Annotated in this window: 18 protein-coding genes and 1 pseudogene; 14 read left to right on the forward strand and 5 right to left on the reverse strand. The window is 43.4% G+C overall.

The features are described from left to right. Window positions 1–163 precede the first annotated feature (163 nt). The 13 genes and pseudogenes from C7Y66_RS01405 (at window position 164) to C7Y66_RS01475 (ending at window position 16,021) form a co-directional block, all read left to right on the forward strand. Window positions 164–2,629, forward strand: coding sequence for an ATP-binding protein (locus tag C7Y66_RS01405; protein ID WP_106544203.1), 2,466 nt, complete (start codon window positions 164–166; stop codon window positions 2,627–2,629). Then, window positions 2,626–3,807 carry a PAS domain S-box protein gene (locus C7Y66_RS01410; protein WP_158265847.1) on the forward strand — a complete coding sequence of 394 codons (1,182 nt, stop codon included), beginning with the start codon at window positions 2,626–2,628 and terminating at the stop codon, window positions 3,805–3,807. Before C7Y66_RS01405 ends, C7Y66_RS01410 begins: the two co-directional genes overlap by 4 nt. Window positions 3,808–4,264: 457 nt before the next feature. After that, window positions 4,265–5,197, forward strand: coding sequence for a hypothetical protein (locus tag C7Y66_RS01415; RefSeq protein ID WP_106544204.1), 933 nt, complete (start codon window positions 4,265–4,267; stop codon window positions 5,195–5,197). A gap of 308 nt (window positions 5,198–5,505) precedes the next feature. Further along, entirely contained in the window at window positions 5,506–5,799 is a 294-nt protein-coding gene (locus C7Y66_RS01420; protein ID WP_106544205.1) for a Mo-dependent nitrogenase C-terminal domain-containing protein, read from the forward strand. Between the two features lie 154 nt (window positions 5,800–5,953). Beyond that, window positions 5,954–6,478, forward strand: coding sequence for a DUF4242 domain-containing protein (locus tag C7Y66_RS01425; RefSeq protein ID WP_106544206.1), 525 nt, complete (start codon window positions 5,954–5,956; stop codon window positions 6,476–6,478). A 408-nt stretch (window positions 6,479–6,886) separates the two neighbouring features. After that, complete coding sequence (locus C7Y66_RS01435) at window positions 6,887–7,669, forward strand: hypothetical protein (protein WP_015155269.1); 783 nt, start codon at window positions 6,887–6,889, stop codon at window positions 7,667–7,669. A 1,204-nt stretch (window positions 7,670–8,873) separates the two neighbouring features. Further along, window positions 8,874–10,193 (forward strand): annotated as a pseudogene (locus C7Y66_RS01445) (IS4 family transposase). Window positions 10,194–10,726: 533 nt separating this feature from the next. Beyond that, on the forward strand, window positions 10,727–11,038 hold the full coding sequence (locus tag C7Y66_RS01450; RefSeq protein ID WP_106544208.1) for a hypothetical protein: 312 nt from the start codon (window positions 10,727–10,729) through the stop codon (window positions 11,036–11,038). Between the two features lie 644 nt (window positions 11,039–11,682). After that, the gene (locus tag C7Y66_RS01455; RefSeq protein ID WP_106544209.1) at window positions 11,683–11,949 is read left to right on the forward strand and encodes a hypothetical protein; all 267 of its coding nucleotides are present in this window, start codon (window positions 11,683–11,685) and stop codon (window positions 11,947–11,949) included. 294 nt (window positions 11,950–12,243) lie between these two features. Then, window positions 12,244–12,495 (forward strand): hypothetical protein, encoded by a 252-nt coding sequence (locus C7Y66_RS01460; RefSeq protein ID WP_106544210.1) that lies wholly within the window; start codon window positions 12,244–12,246, stop codon window positions 12,493–12,495. Next, window positions 12,492–13,700, forward strand: coding sequence for a phosphotransferase family protein (locus C7Y66_RS01465; protein WP_106544211.1), 1,209 nt, complete (start codon window positions 12,492–12,494; stop codon window positions 13,698–13,700). Before C7Y66_RS01460 ends, C7Y66_RS01465 begins: the two co-directional genes overlap by 4 nt. 25 nt (window positions 13,701–13,725) lie before the next feature. After that, window positions 13,726–14,847 (forward strand): T3SS effector HopA1 family protein, encoded by a 1,122-nt coding sequence (locus C7Y66_RS01470; RefSeq protein WP_106544212.1) that lies wholly within the window; start codon window positions 13,726–13,728, stop codon window positions 14,845–14,847. A gap of 283 nt (window positions 14,848–15,130) precedes the next feature. Further along, window positions 15,131–16,021, forward strand: coding sequence for a hypothetical protein (locus C7Y66_RS01475; protein WP_106544213.1), 891 nt, complete (start codon window positions 15,131–15,133; stop codon window positions 16,019–16,021). Window positions 16,022–16,188: 167 nt separating this feature from the next. Here C7Y66_RS01475 and C7Y66_RS01480 read toward each other — a convergent pair whose 3' ends face one another. The 4 genes from C7Y66_RS01480 to C7Y66_RS01495 form a co-directional block, all read right to left on the reverse strand. Further along, window positions 16,189–16,989, reverse strand: coding sequence for a peptidylprolyl isomerase (locus C7Y66_RS01480; RefSeq protein WP_106167093.1), 801 nt, complete (start codon window positions 16,987–16,989; stop codon window positions 16,189–16,191). Window positions 16,990–17,055: 66 nt separating this feature from the next. After that, window positions 17,056–18,447: an HlyD family secretion protein gene (locus C7Y66_RS01485; protein WP_106544214.1), complete on the reverse strand. Its 1,392-nt coding sequence runs from the start codon at window positions 18,445–18,447 to the stop codon at window positions 17,056–17,058. A 19-nt stretch (window positions 18,448–18,466) separates the two neighbouring features. After that, window positions 18,467–21,586, reverse strand: a complete 3,120-nt coding sequence (locus C7Y66_RS01490) for a peptidase domain-containing ABC transporter (protein WP_106544215.1) — start codon at window positions 21,584–21,586, stop codon at window positions 18,467–18,469. A gap of 26 nt (window positions 21,587–21,612) precedes the next feature. Then, window positions 21,613–22,218 (reverse strand): helix-turn-helix domain-containing protein, encoded by a 606-nt coding sequence (locus C7Y66_RS01495; protein WP_106167098.1) that lies wholly within the window; start codon window positions 22,216–22,218, stop codon window positions 21,613–21,615. A 1,355-nt stretch (window positions 22,219–23,573) separates the two neighbouring features. Here C7Y66_RS01495 and C7Y66_RS01500 point away from each other — a divergent pair. After that, window positions 23,574–23,822, forward strand: coding sequence for a helix-turn-helix transcriptional regulator (locus C7Y66_RS01500; RefSeq protein ID WP_015155257.1), 249 nt, complete (start codon window positions 23,574–23,576; stop codon window positions 23,820–23,822). A gap of 986 nt (window positions 23,823–24,808) precedes the next feature. Here the strand turns inward: C7Y66_RS01500 and C7Y66_RS01505 are convergent. After that, the gene (locus C7Y66_RS01505) at window positions 24,809–26,032 is read right to left on the reverse strand and encodes a ParB/RepB/Spo0J family partition protein (protein ID WP_106544216.1); all 1,224 of its coding nucleotides are present in this window, start codon (window positions 26,030–26,032) and stop codon (window positions 24,809–24,811) included. Window positions 26,033–26,268 lie beyond the last annotated feature (236 nt).

Consider the following 26,268-nt stretch of genomic DNA (forward strand, 5'->3'; position numbering starts at 1 on the left):
CTCGGGGACCCCACGACCGAAGGGAGTGGGGATTAGGGGGCGAAGGGGGACAAGGGAGCAATTCTAGCCAATAGTCACTAGCCACCAGCCACTACCAACTACCAATTACCCATTACCATTTACCAACTACCAATTACCAATCCAAAATCAAGAGACTTAATCTATGAAGTCTTGGAATCAACACCTGACTGCTAAAGTCGCCAGTTCCTTCTTAGTTCTATCCCTGGTGGCTGTTGGCGTGGTGGGAAGCGTTGCTTTCTTCAGTGCTAGAGAGGCTCTCAAGCAGGCTGCTTTCAATCGCCTCAGCGTTGCTGCTACCCTGAAAGAAGAAGAAATTGGGCGTTGGTTTGAAGACCAGCAACGAGATTTTCTCCTTGTAACTCAGCATCCAGAACTACAAAGGAATATCAAGATATTACTAAGTGGCAAAATCACCGATCCGAATTATCTTGCCGCTGACAAAATTCTCTCCAATTATCTCATCAGTGTCACCCAAACCAAGCCAGCTTTAAGAGAAATTTTCATCCTCGATCGCAGCAATCAGATCGTTCTCTCAACTGACAAGCAGCGCAAAGGTAACTACGAAATTCTAGCTAACGTTACCTATTTTGAACGAGTTGAGCCAGATACCTTTGACCCGATTTTCTACGTTTCACCCGTCACTGGTAAACCGTCAGTTACCTTAGCAACACCTCTACGCGATGCAGCAGGAGTGCGCCAAGGCATTGTTTTAGCTCACCTCAACTTAGACCGCATCGATCGAATCGTCCGAGAACGCACGGGCTTGGGTAATAGTGGCGAGACATACTTAGTCGGCTCTTTGGTATCAAAAAACGCTTTTATCTCCAAAGCAGAGAAAACTGAAGCACAGGAATTTCCAGAAGGAATTAGCAGTCAAGGCATTGATGCAGCGATGAGTGGTGTCAGCGGCTCTGGACTTTATCGCAACTATGCCAAACTGCCAGTTATTGGTGTCTATCGCTGGCTGAACGAGCAAGATCTGGCTTTGTTAGTGGAGATGCAGCAGGAAGAAGCTTTTGCCCCTGCTCGCCAACTGGCAGGAACAATCGTACTCGTAGGACTAGCATCGGTAGGTTGTCTATCAATTGGAGTGTATTGGCTGACGCGACAATTAAAAATCTCTCGCGAGCAGTTGGAGAATTACAGCCATAAGTTGGAACAAAAAGCACAAGAAGCTGAAGCTGCCAACCTTGCCAAAAGCGAATTTTTGGCTAACATGAGCCACGAACTGCGGACTCCACTCAACGCCATTCTTGGTTTCACCCAACTGATGAGCCGCGATCGCTCGCTCAGTGCGGCACAGCTAGAAAATTTAGACACGATTAATCGCAGCGGCGAGCATTTGTTGACCTTAATTAATGATGTCCTGTCAATGGCTAAAATTGAGGCGGGGCGCACAATTCTCAATGAAAATAGCTTCGATCTCTACGAATTACTAGATTCACTTGAAGAGATGTTACGGCTCAAAGCAGAAGCCAAGGGCTTACAGTTGATCTTTGAACGCACCCCTGAAGTTCCCCAATGCGTACGCGCAGACGAGAGTAAATTGCGCCAAGTCTTGATTAATCTTCTGGGAAATGCAATTAAATTCACTCAAGCAGGCGGAGCAATCTTGCGCGTGAGAACGAAGCAGGACAAGCAGGAGGTATCTCAGTCACCACCTACTACCTGTACCCTACACTTTGAAGTTGAAGATACTGGTCCTGGCATTGCAGCATCAGAGTTGGAGAGATTGTTTAAACCCTTTGTCCAAACGGAAGCAGGGCGAAAATCTCATGAAGGGACTGGTCTAGGCTTAACTATTAGCCAACAGTTTGTGCGCCTAATGGGAGGAGAGATCGCGGTTAGCACGACTTTGGGTCATGGCACGATTTTTAGTTTCGAGATTCCAGTTAGCCCCGCAGCAGTGGTGGAAGTGCCGCCTCGACAGCACTATCGGCGAGTCATTGGACTCGCGCCCGACCAACCGAAGTATCGTATCTTGGTAGTTGAAGATAAATGGGAAAACCGCCAACTTCTAGTCAAGATGCTGGAATCAGTCGGCTTCGAGGTGCGCGAAGCCGAAAATGGTGAAGAAGGAGTGGCAATTTGGGAAAGCTGGCAACCACAATTAATCTGGATGGATATGCGAATGCCAGTGATGGATGGCTATGAAGCGACTAGACAGATTAAAGCCCATCTAAAAGGTCATGCGACGATTATCATTGCTCTAACAGCAAGTGCCTTTGACGAAGAACGCGCTGTAGTTTTATCTGCTGGGTGTAATGATTTTGTCCGCAAGCCCTTGCGGGAAGAAGTTATCTGGGAAAAAATGATGCAGTATTTAGGGGTGCGTTATATCTATGAAGACACCCAGCAGGCAGCTATTCCCAGCCAGCTAGAAGAGAAAGAACCCTATGCGCTGACAGCCCAAAGCTTGAGAGTCATGCCTTCTGAGTGGGTGGCGCAACTACACCAAGCAGCACTGCGGACTGATGAGAAGCTGATTTTCGATCTTCTAGAACAAATTCCACAGGATTATGCTCCTATGGCAACTGCTCTAGCCGATTTAGTAAATAACTTTCGTATTGATAAGATTATCGATCTAACGCAACTAGATTCAGCATGAATGACGATCGCGCTCAGGAGCCTAAAGCGAATATTTTAGTAGTTGACGATAAGCCGGATAACTTACGACTTCTATCTGCGATGCTATCTCAGCTGGGGTATGAAGTCCGTAAAGTGATCGACGGAAAAACAGCCTTGATGACCGCGCAAGCTGCCCCGCCCGATCTAATTTTGCTTGACATTATGATGCCAAACATGAATGGCTATGAGGTCTGCCAACACCTGAAAGCTTCGCCAACAACCCGCGATATTCCGGTAATTTTTATCAGCGCCCTAGATGAGGTCATCGATAAAGTTAAAGCTTTTGCAGTCGGGGGAGTTGATTACATCACGAAACCCTTCAGTGAAGAAGAAGTTTTTGCCCGTGTAGAGAATAATCTGACGCTGCGGCGGTTGCAACAGCAGCTGACAGAGCAAAATGCTCGCCTGCAACAAGAAATTTGCGATCGCCAAAAGGCAGAATCAGCACTATGGCTGAGTCAGTTTTATTTAGACAAATCTAGAGATGCAATCTGTATCATTAATGCCGATGCACGGTTTGTCTATGTCAATGAAGCAGCCTGTCGCATCCTTGGATACTCCCGCACCCAACTGCTAGATATGGCTGTTTGCGATGTCAATCCCAATTTCCCAACCACAATCTGGCAGTCACATTGGCAGGAAATTCGGCAGAAAGGCTCCTTCACCTTTGAATCGACCTCACGGACTAAAGATGGTCGGGACATCAGCGTGGAAATAACTGCTAATTATTTAGAGTTTAACGGTCAAGAGTACAACTGTGCGATCGTTCGCGATATCACTGCTCGCAAACAGGCAGAAGCAGCATTGCTTGGCAGCGAAGCGAAGTTTCGCCATTTGTTCGAGTCTGCGCCCGTAGGGATTTTCTCGATACGCCTGCGAGATAGTTGGCTGCTGGAGGCTAATCAGCAGTTTGGGCAAATACTCGGTTATCGTGCCACAAATGCGATCGCGCAAAAATCTGTAACTGACTTTTTGAGCGATCCGACTGCCCAACAGCAGATCTTGGCAGCAAAACAGGTGGCGGGAAAAGTCTGCCAGTGCCAAATCCAGATCCGCAAACAAGACGGAACGATAATTTGGGTGCTATTAGCACTACGAATTGATGCAGCAGAGGATTGCTTGGTAGGCGCGATTGCCGAGATTGGCGATCGCTTTTAGGGACAAACAAAAGTCAACCTGAGATTATCAGAGATTTTAGCTCCTCAAGGTTTCCTTTAGAATTTCAAGTTCCTCAAAACAGCAACCACTTGCAGCTTTTCAACTGCGATCGCCGAGCCGTAAGTATCGGTCGATATCTCTGTTGTCCTAAGATTAGGACTCAAGCAAGTCCAGAGATTTTCTGTAATGACAAATACAATCTATCAAATTACATTAATGAACGAAAGGTATGCAGCAACAGCTTTTAAAAAGGTAAGTTTGCAGTAGATCATCTGCAAGAGTTCTAGCAATAAATATAACTCTTGTTTGAGAGCTGGCGATCGCGCAGCTTGCATTTGTAACACTGCCTGCCTTGACGCTGCCCGTTCTTGACCGTAGCAATTGGAGCTGGAGTTGAGACGTATTCTTTATTCTAGCGAAATCATCATTACCCTTTCAGCAACGCCAGGAGTCACAAATGCAAGTTGTCACATTATCTTTAGAACCAAAATTCGATCCCAGCCAAGGGATCGCGCTCAAAGATCTAGCTCAGATTTGGCAATGGCAGTTGGCATTTGACTATCCTAATAGCAGTGTGGCTACCAAAGAGAGTATTGTCTGCTGGCTACTGGGAAACCGTTCGGAACATTTAGACTCAGAGCAGTTTAAACTCGTACAGCAAGGGATAGCCTACCGCTACCGGATTTTGCAGAATCGTTACTTAGGACAAGCACCAGAACAGGGCTATCGCCGCCTCTTGACCCGCTTGGGTAGTTTAGTCGTGCTACAAAATAAAATCCGCATGATGGTGGCTCTGGGTCGCGATCGCCGTTGTCAAATTAGCGAAGTATTGCAAGAGTTTTTGCAAGATTTACTGCAACGCGATTGTTACCTACAACAGCAAATAACAGCGATCGCTGAATGTACGGATGACCTTCGCTTGCGAAACGCCTTACTATTTACTGCGATCGAAGAATACTGTTTGCGACCAGTTCGCAATCAACCGCTGATTGTCTATCGCTTCATCAACTATATGCGTCGCTATGCACCAGGAGGAGTGACGCAAGTACCGAACAACAGTGAGATTCGGATTGTTTTTGCTCAAATTCCTACTGAAGATAGCGATCGCAGCTTCAACTTGCTAGATGTACAAGCGATCGGGCAATACAAGGAACAAGAAGAAGCCGCAGCGCAACAGAGCGAGCGAGATGAAGTTAAACAGCAGCTATCTCAATATCTAGAACAAAAGTTGGGACATTCAGCTGTTCAATGGTTAAATTTATACCTCCAAGGACAATCGCAGCAAGCGATCGCTTCTCAGTTAAATTTGACCGCTAAAGATGTTTACCGCTTGCGAGAAAAAGTTTGCTATCACGCTACGAGGCTTTTTCAAAAAGGAAACAGGAAATAGGAGACAGAAGATTGGAGAATTCAGAATTAATGTTCGATTTTTGTAGGGACGTACACTTGTGCGCCCCTACGACTCCTCTAGTTTATTACCTGAGATTACCAGAGATTTTAGCAGCAGATATTTTAAACTAAGCGCGATCGCTTCTCAAACTTTTAGTTAGTCAACCTGTATTTTTCTGAGATTTATTTATGAAATTCCAGAGAATTTCTGTAACGACAAATATAAAATTATAAATTAACTTAGTAAGTAGAAGGGTTGCTAAAAACTATAATAATTAATCGACTTGAAAATAATCAGAGGTAATCAAAATGTCTGGCTTTACTATCAGCTTAACTCATTTCAAATTTAATCTATTGCGATCGCCATGCCAATGGCTTGACTCTATTGAAATTCATAACTCCAATCTAGCTCGATGGCTGTGCATGACGATCCCTGCTCGTTGTCCCTTTGAGCGAGAAATCAAACTTTGCGATCGCACTATTTTCCGAATTCCGCCTCTATGCAAATTGAACCCTTTCTACGAACAAATTATTAGTCTGCGCTTCAAGTGCTTGTCCTATTTGGCAGATAAATGCGGTGAAGATGTAGCCGTCTATTGTTAGTAAGTTCGAGCCTAGATGAAATATGCAGAAAGTTCTCTACATATTAATTGAACCGAAAGGATCGGGAAAAACTTATATCGGATGAAGAAATTCTTCAGGCGATCGAATTGTTACAACCTGCTGCCTCAATTTAAATCATCTCATCAAAGTTGTTATGTCGCTTGCGATCGTGGAAACCCTTGCAGATTCCCCTCTCACCCCAGAATCACCGACTGATACCAATCTTCGAGTCTTGGCTTGCTTGGCAGAACGTAATGTGACGTGGCGTTATTCACTGCTGTCGCGCGATCGCCTGCGAGCAATCTGCACTTTTGATGCCCCCGATATAGAATCTGTCCGAGAATCCTATCGCAGAGGTGGCGGCGTATTTAGTCGGATCTGGGCTGGGGAATTGATTCAGCCACAGGACATTCAACCACGGCGCAATCCATCAATGCTCAAGGTGATTGAAAGCACCTATCCCCCGTTCGAGCAGGAGGAGTGGAACAAAATCAGCAGTAGAACCTTAAGCTGTTACGCCCACCGAGGAATTGAGTGGGTGCGATCTTACCTGTCGCTCGATCGCACCCGCGTTATTTGCGAATTGAACGCACCTGATACCCAGTCCATTCGGGAAGCTCAGCACCAAGCTGGAGTTTCTTTCGATCGCGTTTGGTCGGCAACGATCGTCAAACCGTAAGAGCATGTCCTCTGAGAACACTACTCACCCCCACTGGCACTTGTTAACGATTACTGACGGCGACACACCAACAGATACAGAAAGTATGGCGCGCCCACTGCTGCTGTCACTACGCCACTATTGCACGTTACACCCAAAATGAAAAAGACCGTGCGGCACTACGCCGCCACGCCGACATGATTTTGCACGACAGTTGCGAAGCCGTTTCCCGGGAGTTGAATCGAAAAGATATTGAACGGCGATATCATACAGTGATGAAAGTGCTTTAGATCGCAAGTGGCGATCGCCGCAAAATCCTCTCATTGGCAGAAGCAATATTTTGCCAACCAGCTCAGCCTGAAGAAAGAAATGACTTGCAATGCAGGTGATTTGCGCTCTCAGATCTGAGGAAAATGACTTTAACAACACATGTTTAGAATTTTGTTTGCAGTTGCCGAGCCATCAACATCTAATTTTAATCTTGTTTGGTTATCGGCACTATTTGCCCTGATTTTGGCTCTAGTGCATCTGTTTTCCAGTAAACTCCGCTTTCTCGAAAGAACTCCTCGTAGTATTTGGTTGTCTGTAAGTGGCGGTGTTTCAGTTGCCTATGTCTTCGTCCATATCTTGCCCGAATTGAGTCAGGCACAGGAGACAGTTAAAGGTACGGTAGGCAAGGCACTATTATTTCTAGAACATCACGTATATCTTTTAGCACTATTAGGATTAGCCGTGTTTTATGGCTTAGAACGGGTTGCTAAAGTATCGCGCCAGCGCAACCGCAAAGCAGGTAGGGGAGATGTTGCTTCATCGGGTGTTTTCTGGGTGCATATTGCCTCATTTGCTCTCTACAATGCCTTAATTGGCTATCTGCTCTTGCATCGAGAGGAACCAAGAGTTCAAAGTTTATGGTTTTTCTTTATGGCAATGGCTTTGCATTTCATAGTCAATGACAATGGATTGCGCGAACATCACCAGCGTACCTATGAAAAAACTGGTCGCTGGATACTGGCAGCAGCAATTATTTGTGGTTGGGCGATCGGGCTGGGAACTCAACTGTCTGAGGCGGCGATCGCGTTACTCTTTGCTTTTCTCGCCGGAGGAATTGTACTTAATGTTTTGAAAGAAGAACTCCCAGAAGAACGCCAAAGTCGCTTCTGGGCTTTTGCCCTCGGTGCAAGTATATATTCTGCGCTTTTAGTTGCACTGTAATGTCGATAGCCTGGTGTCGATCGCGAGTACGGACACTGAAACGTGTTAGGCTATTGGTGTTTCGATCGCGACGCGCGCTGTTGAATTTTTAAATTCAACTCACACAGGGATTAGGTGATGCAATTTCACCTTAACGTTACAAAGTTAATCATCGAGCTAGAGCGGGTGCAAGAGATGAAAGGCAGCAGAACTGTTTGCACGGCTGTGTCTCCACCTTAATAAGTGAATTTTCAGAAACGAGCGATTAAAAGTCACAACTGGGTCAAACAATCGCCGACGGTATTTAATCTTTAAGTCATCGAGGACTTTTTGAATCTCTGAGTGGGGCAATAGGTTTTGAAACGGCAGTCCCAGACTCTGCTTAAATTTCTGAAGCGAGAATTTCCACACGATTTGTCACAGTAGTAGTCTTATCAGCTTTCAAGTACTATCGATAAGTATTTTATGGGCTTGAAAGCTTTTTCTACCTTGAGAAAAACATTTTGGACAATCCCGGCACTATGACTGCATCTATGAGCTGCACTTGCTTGCCTGCAATACCTTGACTGGTCTCCCAGAGCCGAACCACTCAAAAGGCTACAACGCTTCTCGAACAAGGATTTCACCTTAACTTAGTGCCATTCGGGGTGACAATGGAGCTTGGTATCTCGACTACTCTGACAACGGTTATGGTAGCTGGGATGCGACATACAACGGATATGGCGATACTAATGACGCTCCCGTTCCTGCCGACTATGATGGCGATGCTAAAGCCGAACTCAGTGTTTAGGGTAACAATGGAGCTTGGTATATTGACTACTTTGCACTTTAATCGGCTCTGCAGATAGCTGAATCTAAGGCTTGAGTAGTAGGCGAACAAAAATGTACGTGCTTGTTCGACTTTACCTAAAAAGAATCAAGCAAGGCAGGTGTTGAGCCAACGCTTAAATGCTTCCTTTGTCTACGTTTTGGGCAAGTGCGTACAAGCATCTTTCCATTGCTACTAAAACCCTAACTCAGCCGTTTCAGCAAGGTTTCAGCAAGATTCTATGGTGCGGTTACATGCTATCCATTCTTTATTGCAAGATAGCTTTCCTAATAGCGGTTTTCAATTGGATGCAATGCACGTCTGGTAGGGGCGCACAGAGAAACATTAGTGTCAACTTAAGCAAAAAATGAGGGTAGGCTATAAACTAGGGTAGTCGCCAAAACGGATGAAAAGAGAATGGCGAACAAACGTCCGCGTCGCGCCAGTAATCCAGACTTACGCAGGCAGACCCAAATGCCTGCACCCCCAAATGAAGAAATCGAACGGCAGCTGTTATTACTACTGCAACCGGAGAATTTTACGCCATTGCATCTGTTGCGAGGAAAAGATGAGCAAAAATTACGTTCTCGCATACTGACGCTACCAGTGATGATGGCAGTAGTAGTCAGTATGGTGTATCGCCAGATCGCCGGGATACGAGAATTGAGCCGCATGTTATCAGAAGAAGGATTATTCTGGCTCAGCCCGATGAATGTCAGCCCACAAGCACTGTCGAAACGGCTACGCACTCTCCCAGTGGAATTGTTTAGCCAGATATTTGAACAAGTAATGATGCGTATCCGTCAGCAACAGGGGAAGCGACCAATTCCCGAACAATGGCTGGCAAGCCATCAACGTTTTGCCGTGATTTGGATTGCGGATGGCTCCACCTTAGAACAACTAAGAAAGAAACTTCAAACCCTCAAAGCCCAACCGACGGTGTTGGCAGGCAAAATGATGATGGTGGTAGAGGCATTCACTCATCGTCCGGTGACGACATGGTACAGCCAGAATGCCAAAGCTAACGATAAAATCTTCTGCGACCAACTATTAGGGCGCTTGCCTGTAGGTGGATTGCTCATTTTTGATTTGGGCTTTTTTAAATTTCCCTGGTTTGACGCTTTTAGCCAAGACAAAAAGTTTTTTGTCACCCGTTTGCGGGAAAAAACTACCTACGAACTCCAGCGTTGTTTGTCGCAGGGGCAATACTACCGTGACGAAATTATTCAAATGGGAGAGTATCGCTCGAATCCATGTCAATATCCCACCCGTTTAGTTTCTGTCCTCTGGGGTCAGAGTTGGTACTACTATTTAACGAATGTCTTAGACCCGAATCTGTGATCTGCACAACAGGTTTGTGAATTGTATCGTCGGCGCTGGCAGGTTGAAGATGCTTTTTTACTCACCAAGCGACTATTGGGTTTAGCTTATTTATGGGTCGGTGATAGCAATGGTGTCCAAATTCAGATTTATGCCACTTGGATCTTCTATGCTGTTTTGAATCAATTGTGTTCCGATGTAGCAGTCGCACTCAATCAACCGAAAGATTCGATCTCGATGGAAATGGTATTCCGTAGTTTATACCACTATGGTCGTGCCTTGCTACGTGGTGACAACAGCGAGCTTGTCAGCTATTTGGCAGCCCGTCACCAGCTTTTCGGTTTGGTTAAAGCCAAGCGCGAACGTCATCGTCAAATTGACGCTCGCACTCAACAAATTTGGGCGCTTGCTCCTTAAGTTGACACCAATGACAGAGAAAGCGCCCCTACAAATGTCATCCACACAACCGAGAATTGCTATAAGACTGCAATAGACACTATTGACAAACTTTAGAGACATATCTGCCTGACTTATATCTAAAGAAGTAGCTGATGAAACTACTGTGTTTATAAGGCTGCTTGAGTAAGAGTGTCTTAACTAAGCTACTGACAAAACTCTAAAGTTAAATTCAGGGTACGCTCGTGCAGATTCAGCAAAAATTAGTTAAAAAATATATAGCAGTTCTAAATGATTTGTAAAGTAGGCTTCTAGCCTGCCGTAGGCTAGAAGCCTGCTCCACGTTCATGAATCAAATAGGATTGCTATATATAGCTATCTAAATTAAAGTATTTGCAAACTTCAGAGACATAACTATTTTCGTTACGTCTAGAAAATTTGTCTTAAAACCTTGATTTAATCAATTTAATCCTTCACTATGAAAGCAAGATTAAGCAATCTCTGGCTGAATCTCACTCAAATTTACTTCGAAGTACTTTCTTGAGGAAAAACAAATGGCTAGAATCAAAATATTGGAACTGAGTTTTGAGGATTCTCAACTATCCCAAAACTCCAACAGCTTTCTTAACGACTTAACGGCTGGAGAAATAGAAGCTGTAGTAGGTGGTTCAGTTGCTGCTTCAGTACTAGCAAACATCGAAGATCTTGTTACAGATTTCGATGCTCAAATGGAGCAGTTGTTTGATAGTTGGGGTCAGCAATTTTCTACAAATACAGGATCGAGCTCTTCTACAAACACAACTCCAACCTCCGATAACGGTTCCAGACGTTCTAGGGTTTATGGAACTTACGGTGCATACTCTTAGGGTTAGTGACTCACGCCTAACACATACAACTAAGCTAGCGCTCAACTAAGACATTTGGCGAACAGGATGAATAATGGTTAATTCAAGAGTTTATAAACTCTTGAATTAACCATTATTTTTATCATAGAAAGATAGAATTAACATTCAATCATACATATTAAATTAACACTTAAATATAAAAATAAGTACTATTGCACTTACAGTTGGGATACTCATACTGACATTAATACTATAGCACTTCTATTTCAACGGAATTTCTAATATCTACTCAATGGAACTGATTAGTAGGTATTAGTACCACCTATGGTTGATTTAGTCTATGCAGATTGATATTCTTGGAGTATGAAAGCGTTTAGGTAGGGAAGATATCATCTACCAAGTTATTTCTTGAGTTGTTCTAAGAGCCTCATTCAGAAAATTGGTAGACGCAATTACCTGATTTATGTCTAACAGAGCAATTTAAAAAATACGTAATTTTGAATGCAAACCGCCAAAAATAGACTGACAGAAAGACTCTTTTTAAGTCGCAGAAACCCGTTAACAACCCTTGATTTTCTGAAGTTATTGCTCGATTATTGAAAGTAACGATTAGGCAAGCAAAAGCTGAATCGCACTACTCTAGAAAATGGTGAGGAACACAACAAATGGCTAACATCACAATCTCTGAACTGCGTCCTGCTGGCTTCGATCTATTCCAGGACTCCGAAAGCTTTCTCAACGATCTAACCGATACAGATTCTATGTCTGTGCTGGGTGGTTCAGAGAAAGGTTATAACGATTCGCAATATGCTTATCATGCAATTGTAGACATCGCTGTCATCCACCATCTATCGTTTATCGCAGAGCTAGTAGGAAGCCTTGCAAGTAACGTTGGCGGTAACGGCGGTGGTGGCAACGGCGGCGGTAAATAGAATGGATTCATGAGTTGAGTCCCAATAGTTACTAGCTAGTCACCGACTAAATTCCTGTTATCGGTTCATTCATCCTTCACGCTGAAATCACTATTCTGCATTCCTGTGGGATGGCTAACCGATAACAGTTTTTTTGTCGCTACTCTTAAGCATCGCGTTGGAGTTCAGAAGCGGTAACTTGAAGACTTGCCGGACATAATTACAGGAATTAGGTCTGAAAAAGCAATTGAAAAAATTTGATTTTATGGTGTTCATCCCGAAAAATTGTAATTGAGAGTTTTGGAAAAAACACTAATGGCTAGGATTAAAATTTCCGATCTGCAACCTGCTGAATCTGAAAGTTTCTTCACTGAGCTAACCGATGCAGACTTGGCTATACGAAGTGGTTCAGCTAATGAATTAAATCAGTTACTTTCGGCTGTGCTGATTGTATATGCTATTAGTCAAATCGTGTCCCTAGTGCAGAGTTTTTCTTCTACCAACCAAAATAGCAGCACTCCATTGAATAATATTCTAAGTAATATTCAAGGAAACAATGAATTATGACATTTTTATTAAGTTCTCAAAATGTTTTCGACTATTTGATTAGGCAGGGACTCTGTACTCAAGAAGATCGATCTTCGAGTAAGATTGAGAGAAAAACTGCCAAAAATTTTAATTTGTTACTCACTCTGCCAAGGGGTCGCCAACTTTTAGTTAAGCAAGAACTGCACGACCGAGAAGGGAAAACTGCTAGAGAGTTTCTAAGAGAATGGCGAGTTCAAGAGTTTTTACAACGATTCCCAGAACATAGCTATCTTCGCACTTGGCTTCCAGAGATACTCCATTTTGATGAGAGACATTCAATCATTGTTTTTAATTACCTCACAGACTATCGAGATCTCATAGATTTCTATACTAAAGAGAATATATTCCCAACTACGATCGCAACTTCAATCGGAACCCTTCTGGCTACTATTCATCGCGTGACTTTAGACCGTCAAGACTATCAAGAATTCTTCTCCCAAAAGTCAGAGGATGAATCTATTAATCAGGCTCCTCATCTCATTCGTGTCTTAGACCGGATCGGTCCTGAAGTTTTTGGTCTAGTTCCCGCAGATGGGTTGAGATTCTTTGCACTCTATCAGCGCTACGATAGCTTAGGGCAGGCGATTAAAGAGCTTAGCGCTGCTTTAGAGCCTTGTTGTCTAATACATAACGATCTCAAGCTAAACAATATCCTACTATCCAACAGTTGGGAGCAAGCTATCTCGACATGCTCCCCCCTTAATTCCCTTGAAGTCCGAGCGGCTAGGGAGGATGGCATTATTCGTTTAATTGATTGGGAGCGCTCCACTTGGGGAGATCCTGCTTTCGACTTAGGAATGCTCATCTCTAGCTATCTACTAATCTGGCTATCTAGCTTAGTTACTAGTAAAGCGATCGCGATCGAAGAGTCTTTACGCCTTGCCATGACTCCCCTTGAGGAACTGCAACATTCGATTGCTGCTCTGACTAGCGCTTATTTGAGTCACTTTCCAGAAATTTTAGAGCGTCGTCCTGATTTTTTGCAGCGCGTCGTGCAATTTGCTGGTATGTGCTTGATTAATGCCATTCAGGCAAGACTCCAGCACCAAAAATTCTTTGGCAATCCAGGTATTTGCATACTCCAGGTTGCCAAGTCTTTGCTGTGTCGTCCAGAACAATCAATGCTGACTGTTTTTGGCTTACCAGCGTCGGAATTTCTTCGCTTTAGCTATTCTTCCGTTTGAGTATTTTAGTTGTAGGCAGACTGTTATGCAATTGCTGGATTCGGCGCAAAATCAACTATCGGACTTTGAGACCGATAAACTACTGGCTGCTCTTCATGACATTGTCCGCAAAATTCAAATTGAGTCTACATTCTGTATTCGTCATCTAGATTACCAAGCTTGGCAACTTCCGGCTGATAGATTACCGCGTTTTCAACAACTACCCTTAGAGCTTCAGACTAAGTACTTAAGCCAGCAGCTGTGCGGTTTTCTCTACAGCATCTATTACAACGGTTCTCTCAAATCTGCCTTGGCTCTAGACGCAGATTCAGTTGGTTTAGAACTGCACCAGAATCTAGAGAATAATACGTTTCTGGGAGTGGACTTGGAATTTTATCAGCGATTGCACTCTAGCAACAGCGGTAAAGGCTACTTTGACCCTGGTTGGCAAGTGTTAAGAGAGGAGAGTGATGGCAGCCTAGCAGTGAAAAAGACCGACTTGACCCTGCATATCGAACGCGATCGCCATTTACAACCAGTGGAGCAATCTGCAACCGTTGGAGACTCGGTGGCAATCCTAATGCCTCGCAACCTGGTGCAAAATGGATTCTACATGGCGGTAGGCGATGCAGGTCCGACCAGACTCGGCAATATAGTACGCATCTACTTCAATCTCAGTTCCGAAGGTGCGGTTGTAGTTATGGGCAACCTGACGCGGCAGCTGAATGACATTAATATTCCTTTCAGCTTCAAGGTGCTATACAATCCCCCAGACTACAAGCGCTATGATTCAGGGGTACTCTACTTTGATAAAAGTAACTATGAAGATGTACAACCACTATTGCAGGCTGTTTATGTAGAACACCAATCGCATTTTCTATCAGAAGTGCCATTGTTTACCAAGCTTTTAGCACCCGGACTCGCTCTTGCAGAAGAACCAAACCGCAAATTTTCTGCCCAAGAAAGCTTTGGTCTGAACCGTTGTAAAATCGTTGCCAATGGCTTACTCGAAGCTTGGCAACAACAGGACAGTTCGACCGAAGGTCGGATGGCATCTATCAGCAAACACTTTTCATTGCAAGAAATTGATTTGCAGCGTCCTTACCTTAATCCTAAATCTGAGGACATTTACACTCCATTAGACTGGCGTTACATAGTCATCAAATAATTTTTCTAGATTGAGTTTAGTTCCAAAAATCAAAAGTTTCTCTTCATAAACTAGCTTCTCTTGCTCAGATATTAGCCTGCCACTAAGGGGGCTTTTTCTAGCTTCAAACACTTTGTAATAATAACGAATACGGGCATTTAGAGTAGATTTAGCAATAACGGTAAATCGAGGATTTTTAGAAAGCACTACATAACTTTACCATATGTCTCCTAAATCTAGGGTTCTCGGCTTTTTACCTAATTCAAATATTGGCAGCTAACTTTCCGATCGGCGGAGGGTAATAATGAATACAAAAGTTTGGTTAATTCAACCTCAACTAGGCTTACCAAACATCAATTTAATCGAATTTTCTAAGCAATCCTTTGGTAACGCTTTTCTCAAGGCTGCTCAAGTTTTATGCCAACAGCTCGAACAGATTGAATTAATTCTAGGAACTACTCAAGACTTTACAAAAAAGCTTTTTAACTTGGCTATTTTAGGTTTATTTTCTAAAATGCACCGCATTTATTATTCTTATATTTTACTCAAAATTCACCAAGACGAAATAGGAAGTCAGTTCTTACTTGAACATTTAGTTGAAACTGCTGTTACGCTCACATACCTACTTGAAGGAGCAGGCGAATATGTTGTTTCTGAGTATATTTCTGCTTCGTTGTACCAGGCTCAGTCTTTATTAGTTGACGTGAAAAAGCAATTACAGAAAGTTCCTAATCATCCAGATTTATTAATTTTAAAAGATGAACTTGAGGCTTTCATTGCTCAACAGCAAGAGCATGATGCTGAACCTGAGTTTCCTACTGATTCAGAAGCATACTTGTGGGGACCCCAAGAAGCAGATACTACCTTTAAGCGTGGAGCAATTGTTGGATTGAATTTTCTCACTAATCCAGCTCGACAAATAGCTTTAAAGATTGTACCAGCAAGCTGGCTAGATCTTCAATTCAATTATTTGAATTCCTTTACCACAAGCTCTCGTACTAAAGTCAATCCCGATCCCAACTTCACATGCGTGCGCGATGCTACCCATTTATGCTTGCACGCTACTCAAAGTTTCCTTGAGGAAGCGATCGAGCACCAGAATATCGATTACCCTGGCATAAAACATCAGCAAGAGATCCTTAATCTGCTGTATGAGTGGTTCCACAATGCTCACCATGTCTATCAACTGCACTAGCGGGCAATAATTCAGGAGAAAAACGACTGCGATCCACGTTTTCAATCTCGATCTTCTGTTTATAACTCAGTGAGGCAGCAGAACCAGCCAAGCTTTCTCAGGGTAGAAACAAGAGACTAAAGCTTTGCCTCAGCTTAGTATTAATGCAAGAGCTTGTGATATTTAGTTTATAGCCGATCGCTAATTAAACCATTGGAAACTTGGGACTCGAAATTAGCGGCTAGGTTTTCTGGGTCAAGATACTTAACAATTTCAACTTGCTCGATTTGTTGCTTTAGCCATGTAGTAAATAAATCTGCAAGGATTTTTAAGCGCAGCGTATCATCCAATTGTGGATGCACGATCTCCTCAACCAAGATTAGATGCGTTCCCTTAGAAGTAACAATTGGTTTGAGCATCTGGGGCGGAGTAGCTGCAAAAACCGCAGCAGAAATTTCTGGTTTGAGTTCGCTGCGGCGTAGCATCCCCCGATATCCCCCAGCACGGCGTAGCTCTTTATCCTGGATATACTGACGAGCTACCTCACAGAAACCGATCTCGCCTTCTTGAAGAGCATAAAATAATTCCAGAGCCAAGTCGCGATCGTCCAAGACAACTTCATACATCACCACTCCGCCATAATTTAACTGTTGCTCAAAAAAAACCGATTCGACTTTATCTGCAAACAGATGTCGAGCTAATTTCTCTGAGATGATAGTAGTGTAAATCAATTGCTCAAACTCATTTAGGGACAAACTCTGTTTGTGCAGCCACGACCAGGTATCGTCAGCGCGTATGAGATTGTTGCTTAACCGAAAATTATCTGCTCCCTGCTGCAGTTCTGCCAGTTCCACTGTAATGCCTGCTTCTTTTGCAGCATTAGCAATAATTTGGCGAGACACTATAGCTTCAATAATGGAGGGAATTTGGCACAAAAGTTTGATCTGCTCGATAATATCGTCACGGGAAACAGCGATCGCTTCTAACATGATAAAACTCACTTGAAAATGGGTGAAGGGATGGCGAGAGGCGAGAGGTTTTCATCATTTGCCGATCTAGAGTTCCAAGCCGCCTGCTTGCAACCTCTTAAACGGATCTAAAATGAAGTCAATGACGCGACGCTGCCGGATAACCACCTCTGCTGTCGCTGTCTGACCTGGTTTTATGGCAATACGCTTGTCGGCAGTTTGGATGTAGGGCTGTTGCGGCGCGATTTCCAGCTCAAAGCTTTCTATCCTACCCTGGTTTGTTTCCTGAGTCTTGGAGTCTGGTGAAATCCAACTCACGCGACCTTCCACCACTCCATAGTCTTGGAAGGGATAGGCATCAAATTTGATCTTGACCGGCAACCCCAAACGTAGAAAACCGCTTTCTGGACTAGCCATTTGTGCCCTAACTACAAGAGAAGTCCCTTTTGGCGCAATCTGAGCGATTGTGTCACCAGGTTGTACTACGGCTCCAGCACGTTGGATGGGCAACTGAAAAATTGTGCCGTCAATTGGTGCGCGTAGCACGCGTTGCTGCAACTGAAATAACAGAGACTCAATCTGTTGTCTGGATTGGGCGATTTCCGCTTGCAGGTCTGTGATTTGGGCTTGGACTTCTTTGATACTTCTCTCACTCTCCATGACTGCCAGTTCACCTTCGCGAAGAGTGCTTTCATAGGTACTTTGCTGTTTTTTGAGTTCGTTTTGAGCTTGTTGGATGTCTGACTTAGCTTTTATAAGACGCTGTTGGTTGTCAATCATCGTGCGTTCTGCTTCGTCTAGCTGTAGCCCCGAAATTACACCGCTCTGCCGCAGCTGTCGGAAGCGTTGCACCGTGCTTCGATCCTTTGCTAACAGCTGCTTTGCCGAATCAATCTCTGTTTTATGAAAGTCTATCTGTTGCTGACTTTGGTGAATTTGTGCCTGTTGCCCTGCTGCTTGGGCTTTGCTCTGCTGTCGCTGCGTCAGGGCAGTCATCTTCAGTTGGTTTTTTATCAGTTCCACTTGTGGGAGGCGATCTAGCTGACCTTCTAACTTTGCTCTAGCTTGTTGGAGTTGGGCAAGCATTTCCTCTGATTCCAATGCCAATAATGTTTGACCAGCCTTGACAAATTGACCTTCCTTTACCTCAATCTCAGCAACTGCTCCAGTCACAGGTGCATCAAGCCTTACGGTTTTGCCCTTGGGTTCAAGCCGCCCTCTGGCGCTACCTGTCTCATCAACCTTGGCAAGCATTGACCAGGGTAAAATGATGCCTGCAAAAAACACTAACAGATACAGCAAGCCCCGCGTCCAAACCCGTGGCAAAGTATCGAGCAGCTCTTGGGTGTCGTAAGACCAGTCTCGATCGCTCTGTGTTGTTACCGTTGGCTGAGAAGGTGGCGTTTTACCGTTGTTGATATAGCCCTGTTCGCCTGCGTTCTGGTTGGATAGAATGTGTGAATTAGGTGTATATGACATAGTTGTGAAGAAATTCTTATCAAATAGTGGTTCCAGCTAGTTGTTGCTGGTTCAGGTAGAAGTAGTGACCGCGCTTTGCCATCAATTCTTCGTGGGTACCACTTTCGACCAATACCCCTCGATCGAGCACCAGAATTAGGTCAGCCCTGCGGATGGTGGAGAGGCGATGAGCGATCGTTAGCGTTGTCCGATTTTTGAGAATTGCGTTCAAGTTAGTCTGAATAATCCGCTCTGATTCAGCATCGAGGTGGCTGGTTGCTTCATCTAAAATCAACAAGCGGGGATTACCTAGTAGGGCGCGAGCGATCGCTAGGCGCTGGCGTTGTCCGCCAGAAAGCAATCCTCCAGCCTCACCAATTTGAGTTTCATAACCCATTGGCAGTTGCTGAATAAACTGATCTGCACCAGCTTGCTGCGCCGCCAACCTAATTTCTTCTAAGGTAGCTTCTGGGTGACCAATGCTAATATTTTCCCGAATGGTACTACCAAAAAGAAAGGTATCCTGATCGACAACGCCAATTTGAGAACGGAGCGATCGCAGGGATAGGCTGGTCACATCATAGCCGTCAATCAGAATCTTTCCTTCTGTGGGGGGATAGAGACCCAAAATCAACTTGGCGATTGTTGTTTTCCCAGATCCACTGCGCCCCACAAGTGCTATCATTTGCCCTGGTTGCGCCTCGAAGCTAACGTTTTCTAAGGTGTTAACATCGCTTTCTGGGTGGTAACGGAAAGTGACTTGGTTAAAGCAAATGTGACCCCGAATCGGTGGCAGGGATTGACGATCTTGTTTCTGTAAGTCTTCTTCTGGTTCAGCTTCAAGCACATCATTAATGCGCTCAACTGAAATGATGACTTCCTGTAACTGATTCCAGAGGACAATTAGCCGCTGAAAGGGTCTAATAACATTGCCCAATAGCATATTAAAAGCAACTAACTGCCCAATAGTCAGTTGATTTTGAATGACCTGCCACGCCCCAAACCACAGTAGTGCCGCACTTGCTGTAGCTTCAATGGTTGCACTGAAAATTTGGAGGCTGTTGGCGATAACTTGTCCGGAAAAGTTAGTTTTAATGAACTTACTCAGGAGTCCTTCCCAATGCCAGCGAACCGTATGCTCCAGCGCCATCGATCTAACAGTACGAACCCCTGTGAGCGCTTGGATCAGATAACTACTTTCAGCGGCAATGGCACTAAAAATCTCTCTTGAGATGCGTTGCAAGAAGGGCGTTGCAATCAGCGCTAGTAAAAAAAATGGTGGCACAACTACCAACACTAGCAGCGCCATTTTCCAGCTATACCAAAACATCAGCCCCACGTAGACAAAGACTGTCAGCAAATCGAGAAAGATTGACAGTGCTTCACCCGTTAGGAAGCGCTGAATTTTATGGTTTTCCTGGATGCGAGCAATAATGTCTCCTACATAGCGCGACTCAAAGAAGCTGAGTGGCAGGCGGAAAGTATGTCTAATAAAACCTACAATCAGCGCTAAATCGACTCTATTAGCCGTATGATCCAGCAGGTATTGCCGCAGTCCGGTCATAGCGACTCGAAACAGACTAAAGATGAGCAAACCTAACCCTACAGCATTTAAAGTCAGAGTACTGCGCTGTACGACCACTCGATCCAATAATAACTGGGTGAACAGCGGCATGAGCAGCCCCAAAAGCTGGATCAGAATGGAGGCAATTAACACCTCCAGTAGTATCAGCCAGTGAGGTTTTACTAACTCAAAGAACTGCCAAAAGGGTTGACGGGTCTCTTCAGCGTCTTTAAGTAGAACGGTGGGCTGTAGTAATAACGCATAGCCAGTCCAACTCGCTTTGAATTGTCTATGGCTGAGGCTTCGTTGACCGATAGCAGGGTCGATAATGACGACGCGATCGCGCGTCACTTCGTAGACCACAACGTAGTGCTTTCCTTCCCAATGAACAATAGCAGGCAAGTTTGCTGAAGCAAGTTTGTCGAGGCTAGCTTTTACAGGTCGGGTAGCAAATCCAATACTTTCTGCGGCAGCTGCAATACCTCGTAGCGTTGCCCCATTACGGTCAACATTGGCTATGTCCCGCAAGCGATTTATACTTAAGTGCTTGCCCCAGTAGCGACCAACCATCACCAGACAGGCTGCACCGCAGTCTGATGCACTTTGCTGTGCAATGAATGGATAGCGTTTAGTGACGCGCTGCCACAAATGACCTATTTTTACGGTTGGGTTTGGGAAATAGGCTTTACTGATTATTCTCTTTTGTCGATTTCTTGGCTCAACAGTAAACTCTGGAAATTTTGGCTCCTCCCTTGTTAAGGGAGACTGGGAGGAGCGGATTTGGGATTTTGAATCAGAAATTGAAATTTCTCCCCCGAATTCCCCAGCTTCCTCAGTTCCCTGCTCCCATGATTCCACTACATCGGCTAGTTGTGGCAAATATTGCAGTGCCATCTCCCAACGAGAACGGCTTAAAGTATACAGTTGGGTTGGTTGAGTTACCTGCCAAGCTTGTTGTTGAGGTAACTGGGAAAGTTGATAAATTTTTCCAATACTTAGCTTTCGGTCTGATGAATGTATAATTTCCCCTCGACGCAGTAGCACCAGCCGCCGATCTTTGAGCAGGGAAGTTGGAAGTTTGCCTACTTCCAGATTATGCCGCTCCATGAGTGACAGCGTTTTCATTAGCTCTTCAACAGGTAGAGCGCGAAAGATTTTACTGTTACGACATATCAGCAGTAGATCCCAAAGTACTGCTTGGTGATAGAGATGCTCCAGTATGATGGGATACTTGTAAGCTAAAGCGTGCAACAACTCACTAGGTAGATAGCAAAGCTTTAAATTGACAGAAGCTCTAGCTGAATAAGGGTGAAAGTACTCTGGAAACAAAGTTTGCTCGCCGAACGACACCCCTGCCCCAAAAGAAGTAATTAAGTTATCAGTGCTATCGAGTAATCTGACTTTTCCCGTCAGAACTATGTAGATGCCAGCGGTTGTGTCTGCTGTCTGCCAAAATAGTTTGCCAGCAGTTGGCTCCACAATTTGAATTTGCTCGAAGCATTTCGAGAGTTCCTGCTCTGTAAGAGCCTGACCTAGAGATTGGGCAAGGTATTGACCTAGCTGTTGCTTGGAAAGTGGGAATGACTGTTGAATCATAGCTTCCTAGAAACTCAATGGTATAACTAGCTACCAAATTTGATGAAATTGGATGACCACAGGAAACTAGACGGTGAGGAAGATGGCAGATCGCCAATGTTAATACCGTAATTCTTGCTGCCATGAGTTACTGTTTCTGTGCCCGAGCGTCTAGGTCGAGTAGAAAGCCCCAGTTTTTTTAGCAAACGGTTAATGTGGCGATCGCTCACTGCGATCCCAAATTCTTTCGTTAAATGCTTACTTAACCATCCAGCTGTCCAACAGCGAAATGAATAGCCATATTCACGAGGGCTACTACTCACCAATTCTTTCAGACGATCGAGATATTGCTCGTTCACTGTGGTGGGTCGCCCAATTACATTCTCATTCCAGTTGTCAGCCTTTCCTGCTTGTGTCATAGCAATCCAGTACCGTGCTGTTTCTTTGGAACACCCCAATGCTGCACAAATTTGTGCCTGAGAGTAACCCATATCTGCCAGTAACATAATTTCGATCCGACGGCGGTATTCTGAGCGCAAATCCATTTGCAGGCTTTCTAGCAGATGTTTTCGCTGCACTGTTGTTAAGAACTTGCTTTCTTCTGTATAGAACCTATCTAAGGTGCTATACGTTCTCAAACGATTAGTAGACATATTAGTTAGACCCGAGCTTAATTTCTAGACAAAATTTAGCTTTAGCATTTGTGAGTGCAAATGACTAAACCTAAACGCTGAGGTGTAATTGTTGTTTAAAAACGTTGCTTCCACGAACTCTCCATTGAAACACGTTGATTAAGACTCATCTTAATCAAAGGAGCAGACTAGAAGAATGAATGTAGGGCGTGCCTGCAAACTACAAAATTATTAATTTTGCTCTTGTGAAATATTTATCATTGCCGACCTTCCTTTTACGTAGGATTTCGGTCTCTGTATAATCACTTGACAAAATTAACTTCGCATACAGCCTCTATGGTTGCAGCCAAACCGTTCTCCTACAAAGTATCAGGATTTTTCATCCGCCTGCTTTTAGAGACATTAACGTTGATAATTACATCGTGATTGATAAAAAAAACAAATGATTGATTGATAGTAGCTCGATACACCCTAACTTATCAAAAAAAATGAAAGATTGATAAAAATCCAAGGTTTATAACACCATAGGTTGCTTTTTATAGGTCTGTATAGCAATCCTATTTAATTTACAAATGTAGAACAGCCTTTTAGCCTGTGGCAGGTATGGCATCTACCTTACACATCATTTAGGACTGTTATATCAATTGAAGTTTGTTCCTTTTCTTAATTATGTAACAAATTGTAATCAATCGTCGTCGCCCTACTGTTCAATTAAATTTACTGAACGATAGAGAAGGAAGTCTGTTAACGCAAGTAGATGAAAAGTTGCATGTGGATTTTATCGCCTTATATTAAATTAGTTTGTAATAGTACAATACTGACTATTATTATTAAACCATATCTATCTAAAGTATGAAACTGATTTGTAGTAGATGTGGGTATAAATATAAGTAATTTTAATCTGCAAATACAAGCATTTAGACATCGATCTTAACTTATTAAAGCATCAGGATAGCGCTCGGATTTTTCAAAGATTTGCAGACAAAAATAACTGAGTTTTGTCAAAAAAATAGATAAAAATTTTGTTAAATTTATAGACATAAATAAGTTTATTGCGGCAAAAAAAGATTAAAAAGACATGATTTTTCTATTTTATTTCTACTCAGATTTGGTAAAATAAGTTGCTAGTAAAAGAGTGAGTATCTCTTAATCACTCATATATAGAGAATTTTTAACTAGCTTCAATTTTAAGAGTTCAAAACTTATATTTCATTGCCGATCGCCTAGTACTTGCAGATTGTGTTCTGCTGTATTCAGCGAAATTGAAGCTAGGCAAGTCCTACAAGCGGTCATTTCCTGCCGATCCCAAAAGGATTAACTAGTCATAAGCCAAGGCATAGTTAACAAAAAAGTTTGTAAATAACTCTAATAAAAACATGAACTTATCATCCATGCCACTCAAAAATCAAATAAAAGCATTTGTAGATAGTAAGGGAATAACCCGCTATCAATTTTGCAAAGCTACTGGTCTAAGCCAGAACACTGTATATCGGCTATATAAAGACCCTAATTATATTCCTGGTTCAGAAGCTTTGCTCAAGATCTGCGAGGCTTACAGCATCCAACCTGGAGTTTTGATTAAATATCTTCCTAAGGAGGACGACAGCAACCAAGAAGCTATATGATGGGGGCAGTTCTTTCAGATCGTAATCGTCTCTCAGTTTTGAGTAAATTGTGCTTTGGTCTAGCTAGCAAGCAGTAGCGAACAAAAGATAATGCTGCTGTTAGTTTTATAACTCCTATAATTGGTGAGTTTTTCTTTAGCAGATACTGCATGACCAAATCTCGCATTTAAATAACGATACTTATCTGTTTACTATCTTTTTTAGAAGACTCATATAGAAAATTTTTACCAAGAAAAATTAATTTTTTTTACAAAAGGTAACTCTCCAGCTTGATAGATATTCAAAATTAGCAATGCTTAAAAAACCGAGCTTTCAAACATTGCTCTAAAATATTTATATGCTGGACAGAAGACTTGATAACAAAGACCTTCTCAGGAGTTACTCAATAATTGAGTTGATAGCGAAAATAAATTCATAACTCCCTAACCTACCTCAAACTACTTTCAATAATTTGAACTCTCATAAACATTCTTAAGCTTCGCTTTTAGGTGCTATTAGCGAACAATATAGCTGAGTCAAAATCTCCTATTTTTTTCTGAACAAGTAGTTGAAGCTAAGTTTTCTTGGCTTCAAAACTTACCCAAAAATTTTAGAGCAGTGAGAGTTTTTAACTCAAAACCTTTCTTTCAGGTAAAAATTTACTGCCTAATTTTAGAGACGATAGTGAAGCATTAACTCAATAGTAAGTTAAGCTACTCGATAAGTTTCCTACCCATTAACTTTAAACCATCTTCTTTTTTACACTGAAATAAATTCACATTTGGTAATAATATACCAATCACCCACTTAAGCTATTGGTATTGTTAATCTAGCAGTATTCTCGCTCTATAGCTTTAAGGATTCTTCCCTGCTCTCAATCCTTGGAATCAATTCGAGGAGTCTTTTTGGTACGGAGCGATTGACTTGCGATCGTTATCGTCGATCCCCTCAATAACTCAAATTTTATTAGTAATGAGCAACAATCCTGCTGCCAATAGATAATTCTGCTATAACTTGTTGCCCAAAATTTGATGCAATTGAGCCAGAAGTTTTAACAATTGCCTTTGTTGCTTGGGAGTGCAGATACCTTGGCAATTGCTAGCGAGCGACTCCCGCACCTGCCGGGAAATAGTTTCTATTTGAGTTAATGTATCTATCTGGATGTCAAGTGCTTCTTGGAAGGGAGGCTCCTCGATATCTTGCTGACCTGATTGAGTAGAAATACTATTAGGTGCAAGACTGACTTGCTCGCCAGTGGATTGTTCTAATTGGGTTGCATGAATCAACGGCACGATTTGAACTATGCTTAACTCTGTTTCTAGCCTTAATGGCTCAGCAGCCCCAGTTTCGCTCGCAGGGCTCCAGGTCTGATTTTCAGTTGTATTAGCTTTTGTGTTGCGATCTTCACAGATTGCGCCATATGCCTCTAAGTCAGCCTCAAAATTGGTTTGAAAGCAACCGCTCTGATGATTGAATAAGTTTCTGCCTATTTGGTTTGCTGATTCGAGCTGCTGCAACTGGCGAATTTGGTTCTGAATTTGGCGCACGGATAAGTTTTGTTCCAACACCTGCCGCAGCAGAAGAGAACGTCGTTCGTCATCTTTAAGCCGAGAGAGAGCGAGCGCTTTGGTGTAATTAAGTGCTTGAGTTTGAATCGCCGCTTGCAAATCCAAAGGCAAATTGAGTAAAGGCAAGCGACATGTAACAAATGACTCCCAGCTCATCTTCCCCAGGGAACTAAACACGTCAATCACAATTGCAGTTGTAGTTGAGTCCAAAACGTTTTGGGCTGTTTGTCCTTTAGCCTCCTTTGCCATGCGCACGAGCAGCGAAACTATTGCCTCGCACCCCAGGTGTAAACGGAGAGCTAGCAGGCGCACGATGCCGCGTGTCTCTTCGATGGCATCAAGGTTTTCACGTTGGAGGTTTTCGACTAAGGTTAGAGTAGCTGCTTCGAGATCGCCCAGTTCCCGTATGACTACAGGTACTGCATCCAACCCTGCTAGCATAGCGGCACGAAATCGCCGTTCCCCTGCAACTAGTTCGTATTTTACAGTTGCATTGGAGATCGGTCTGACGAGTAATGGATGCAGAATACCGTGTTGCAGAATTGATGAAGCGAGGTGATTTAAGGCTTCAAACTCAAAGTGATGCCGTGGTTGCTCCAGGTGGCTGAGCTGAATTTGTGCGATCGGCACTAGCTTGAATCGATTGGCTTCACCCTCTGCCATAACTACTTAAACCAACGAGCGAGACACAGGTTAAGTTAGATGAGTCTCAACTACTAGAAACTTGCTAGCTAGATCGCTCAGAAATGCTTTGTTTCTCGGGCGATTACGCATTTCTAGCAGTTCTCCAAACATGACGATTTTTTAGCAGTTTGTTGATAAAAGAATCTTCCTGGATGTTTTTTTGAAGAATCTATCGATGTTAGAAGTATAACCCTAAATTTAGGTTGTTCAAACAA

The sequence above is a fragment of the Chroococcidiopsis sp. CCALA 051 genome (assembly GCF_003015105.1).
GTDB classification, from domain to species: Bacteria; Cyanobacteriota; Cyanobacteriia; order Cyanobacteriales; family Chroococcidiopsidaceae; genus Chroococcidiopsis; species Chroococcidiopsis thermalis.

Bases quoted from the DNA above. Each gene is read 5' to 3' on its own strand.
- C7Y66_RS01405 (WP_106544203.1), top strand. From the start codon at position 164: ATGAAGTCTTGGAATCAACACCTGACTGCTAAAGTCGCCAGTTCCTTC.
- C7Y66_RS01410 (WP_158265847.1), top strand. From the start codon at position 2,626: ATGAATGACGATCGCGCTCAGGAGCCTAAAGCGAATATTTTAGTAGTT.
- C7Y66_RS01415 (WP_106544204.1), top strand. From the start codon at position 4,265: ATGCAAGTTGTCACATTATCTTTAGAACCAAAATTCGATCCCAGCCAA.
- C7Y66_RS01420 (WP_106544205.1), top strand. From the start codon at position 5,506: ATGTCTGGCTTTACTATCAGCTTAACTCATTTCAAATTTAATCTATTG.
- C7Y66_RS01425 (WP_106544206.1), top strand. From the start codon at position 5,954: ATGTCGCTTGCGATCGTGGAAACCCTTGCAGATTCCCCTCTCACCCCA.
- C7Y66_RS01435 (WP_015155269.1), top strand. From the start codon at position 6,887: ATGTTTAGAATTTTGTTTGCAGTTGCCGAGCCATCAACATCTAATTTT.
- C7Y66_RS01450 (WP_106544208.1), top strand. From the start codon at position 10,727: ATGGCTAGAATCAAAATATTGGAACTGAGTTTTGAGGATTCTCAACTA.
- C7Y66_RS01455 (WP_106544209.1), top strand. From the start codon at position 11,683: ATGGCTAACATCACAATCTCTGAACTGCGTCCTGCTGGCTTCGATCTA.
- C7Y66_RS01460 (WP_106544210.1), top strand. From the start codon at position 12,244: ATGGCTAGGATTAAAATTTCCGATCTGCAACCTGCTGAATCTGAAAGT.
- C7Y66_RS01465 (WP_106544211.1), top strand. From the start codon at position 12,492: ATGACATTTTTATTAAGTTCTCAAAATGTTTTCGACTATTTGATTAGG.
- C7Y66_RS01470 (WP_106544212.1), top strand. From the start codon at position 13,726: ATGCAATTGCTGGATTCGGCGCAAAATCAACTATCGGACTTTGAGACC.
- C7Y66_RS01475 (WP_106544213.1), top strand. From the start codon at position 15,131: ATGAATACAAAAGTTTGGTTAATTCAACCTCAACTAGGCTTACCAAAC.
- C7Y66_RS01480 (WP_106167093.1), bottom strand. From the start codon at position 16,989: ATGTTAGAAGCGATCGCTGTTTCCCGTGACGATATTATCGAGCAGATC.
- C7Y66_RS01485 (WP_106544214.1), bottom strand. From the start codon at position 18,447: ATGTCATATACACCTAATTCACACATTCTATCCAACCAGAACGCAGGC.
- C7Y66_RS01490 (WP_106544215.1), bottom strand. From the start codon at position 21,586: ATGATTCAACAGTCATTCCCACTTTCCAAGCAACAGCTAGGTCAATAC.
- C7Y66_RS01495 (WP_106167098.1), bottom strand. From the start codon at position 22,218: ATGTCTACTAATCGTTTGAGAACGTATAGCACCTTAGATAGGTTCTAT.
- C7Y66_RS01500 (WP_015155257.1), top strand. From the start codon at position 23,574: ATGAACTTATCATCCATGCCACTCAAAAATCAAATAAAAGCATTTGTA.
- C7Y66_RS01505 (WP_106544216.1), bottom strand. From the start codon at position 26,032: ATGGCAGAGGGTGAAGCCAATCGATTCAAGCTAGTGCCGATCGCACAA.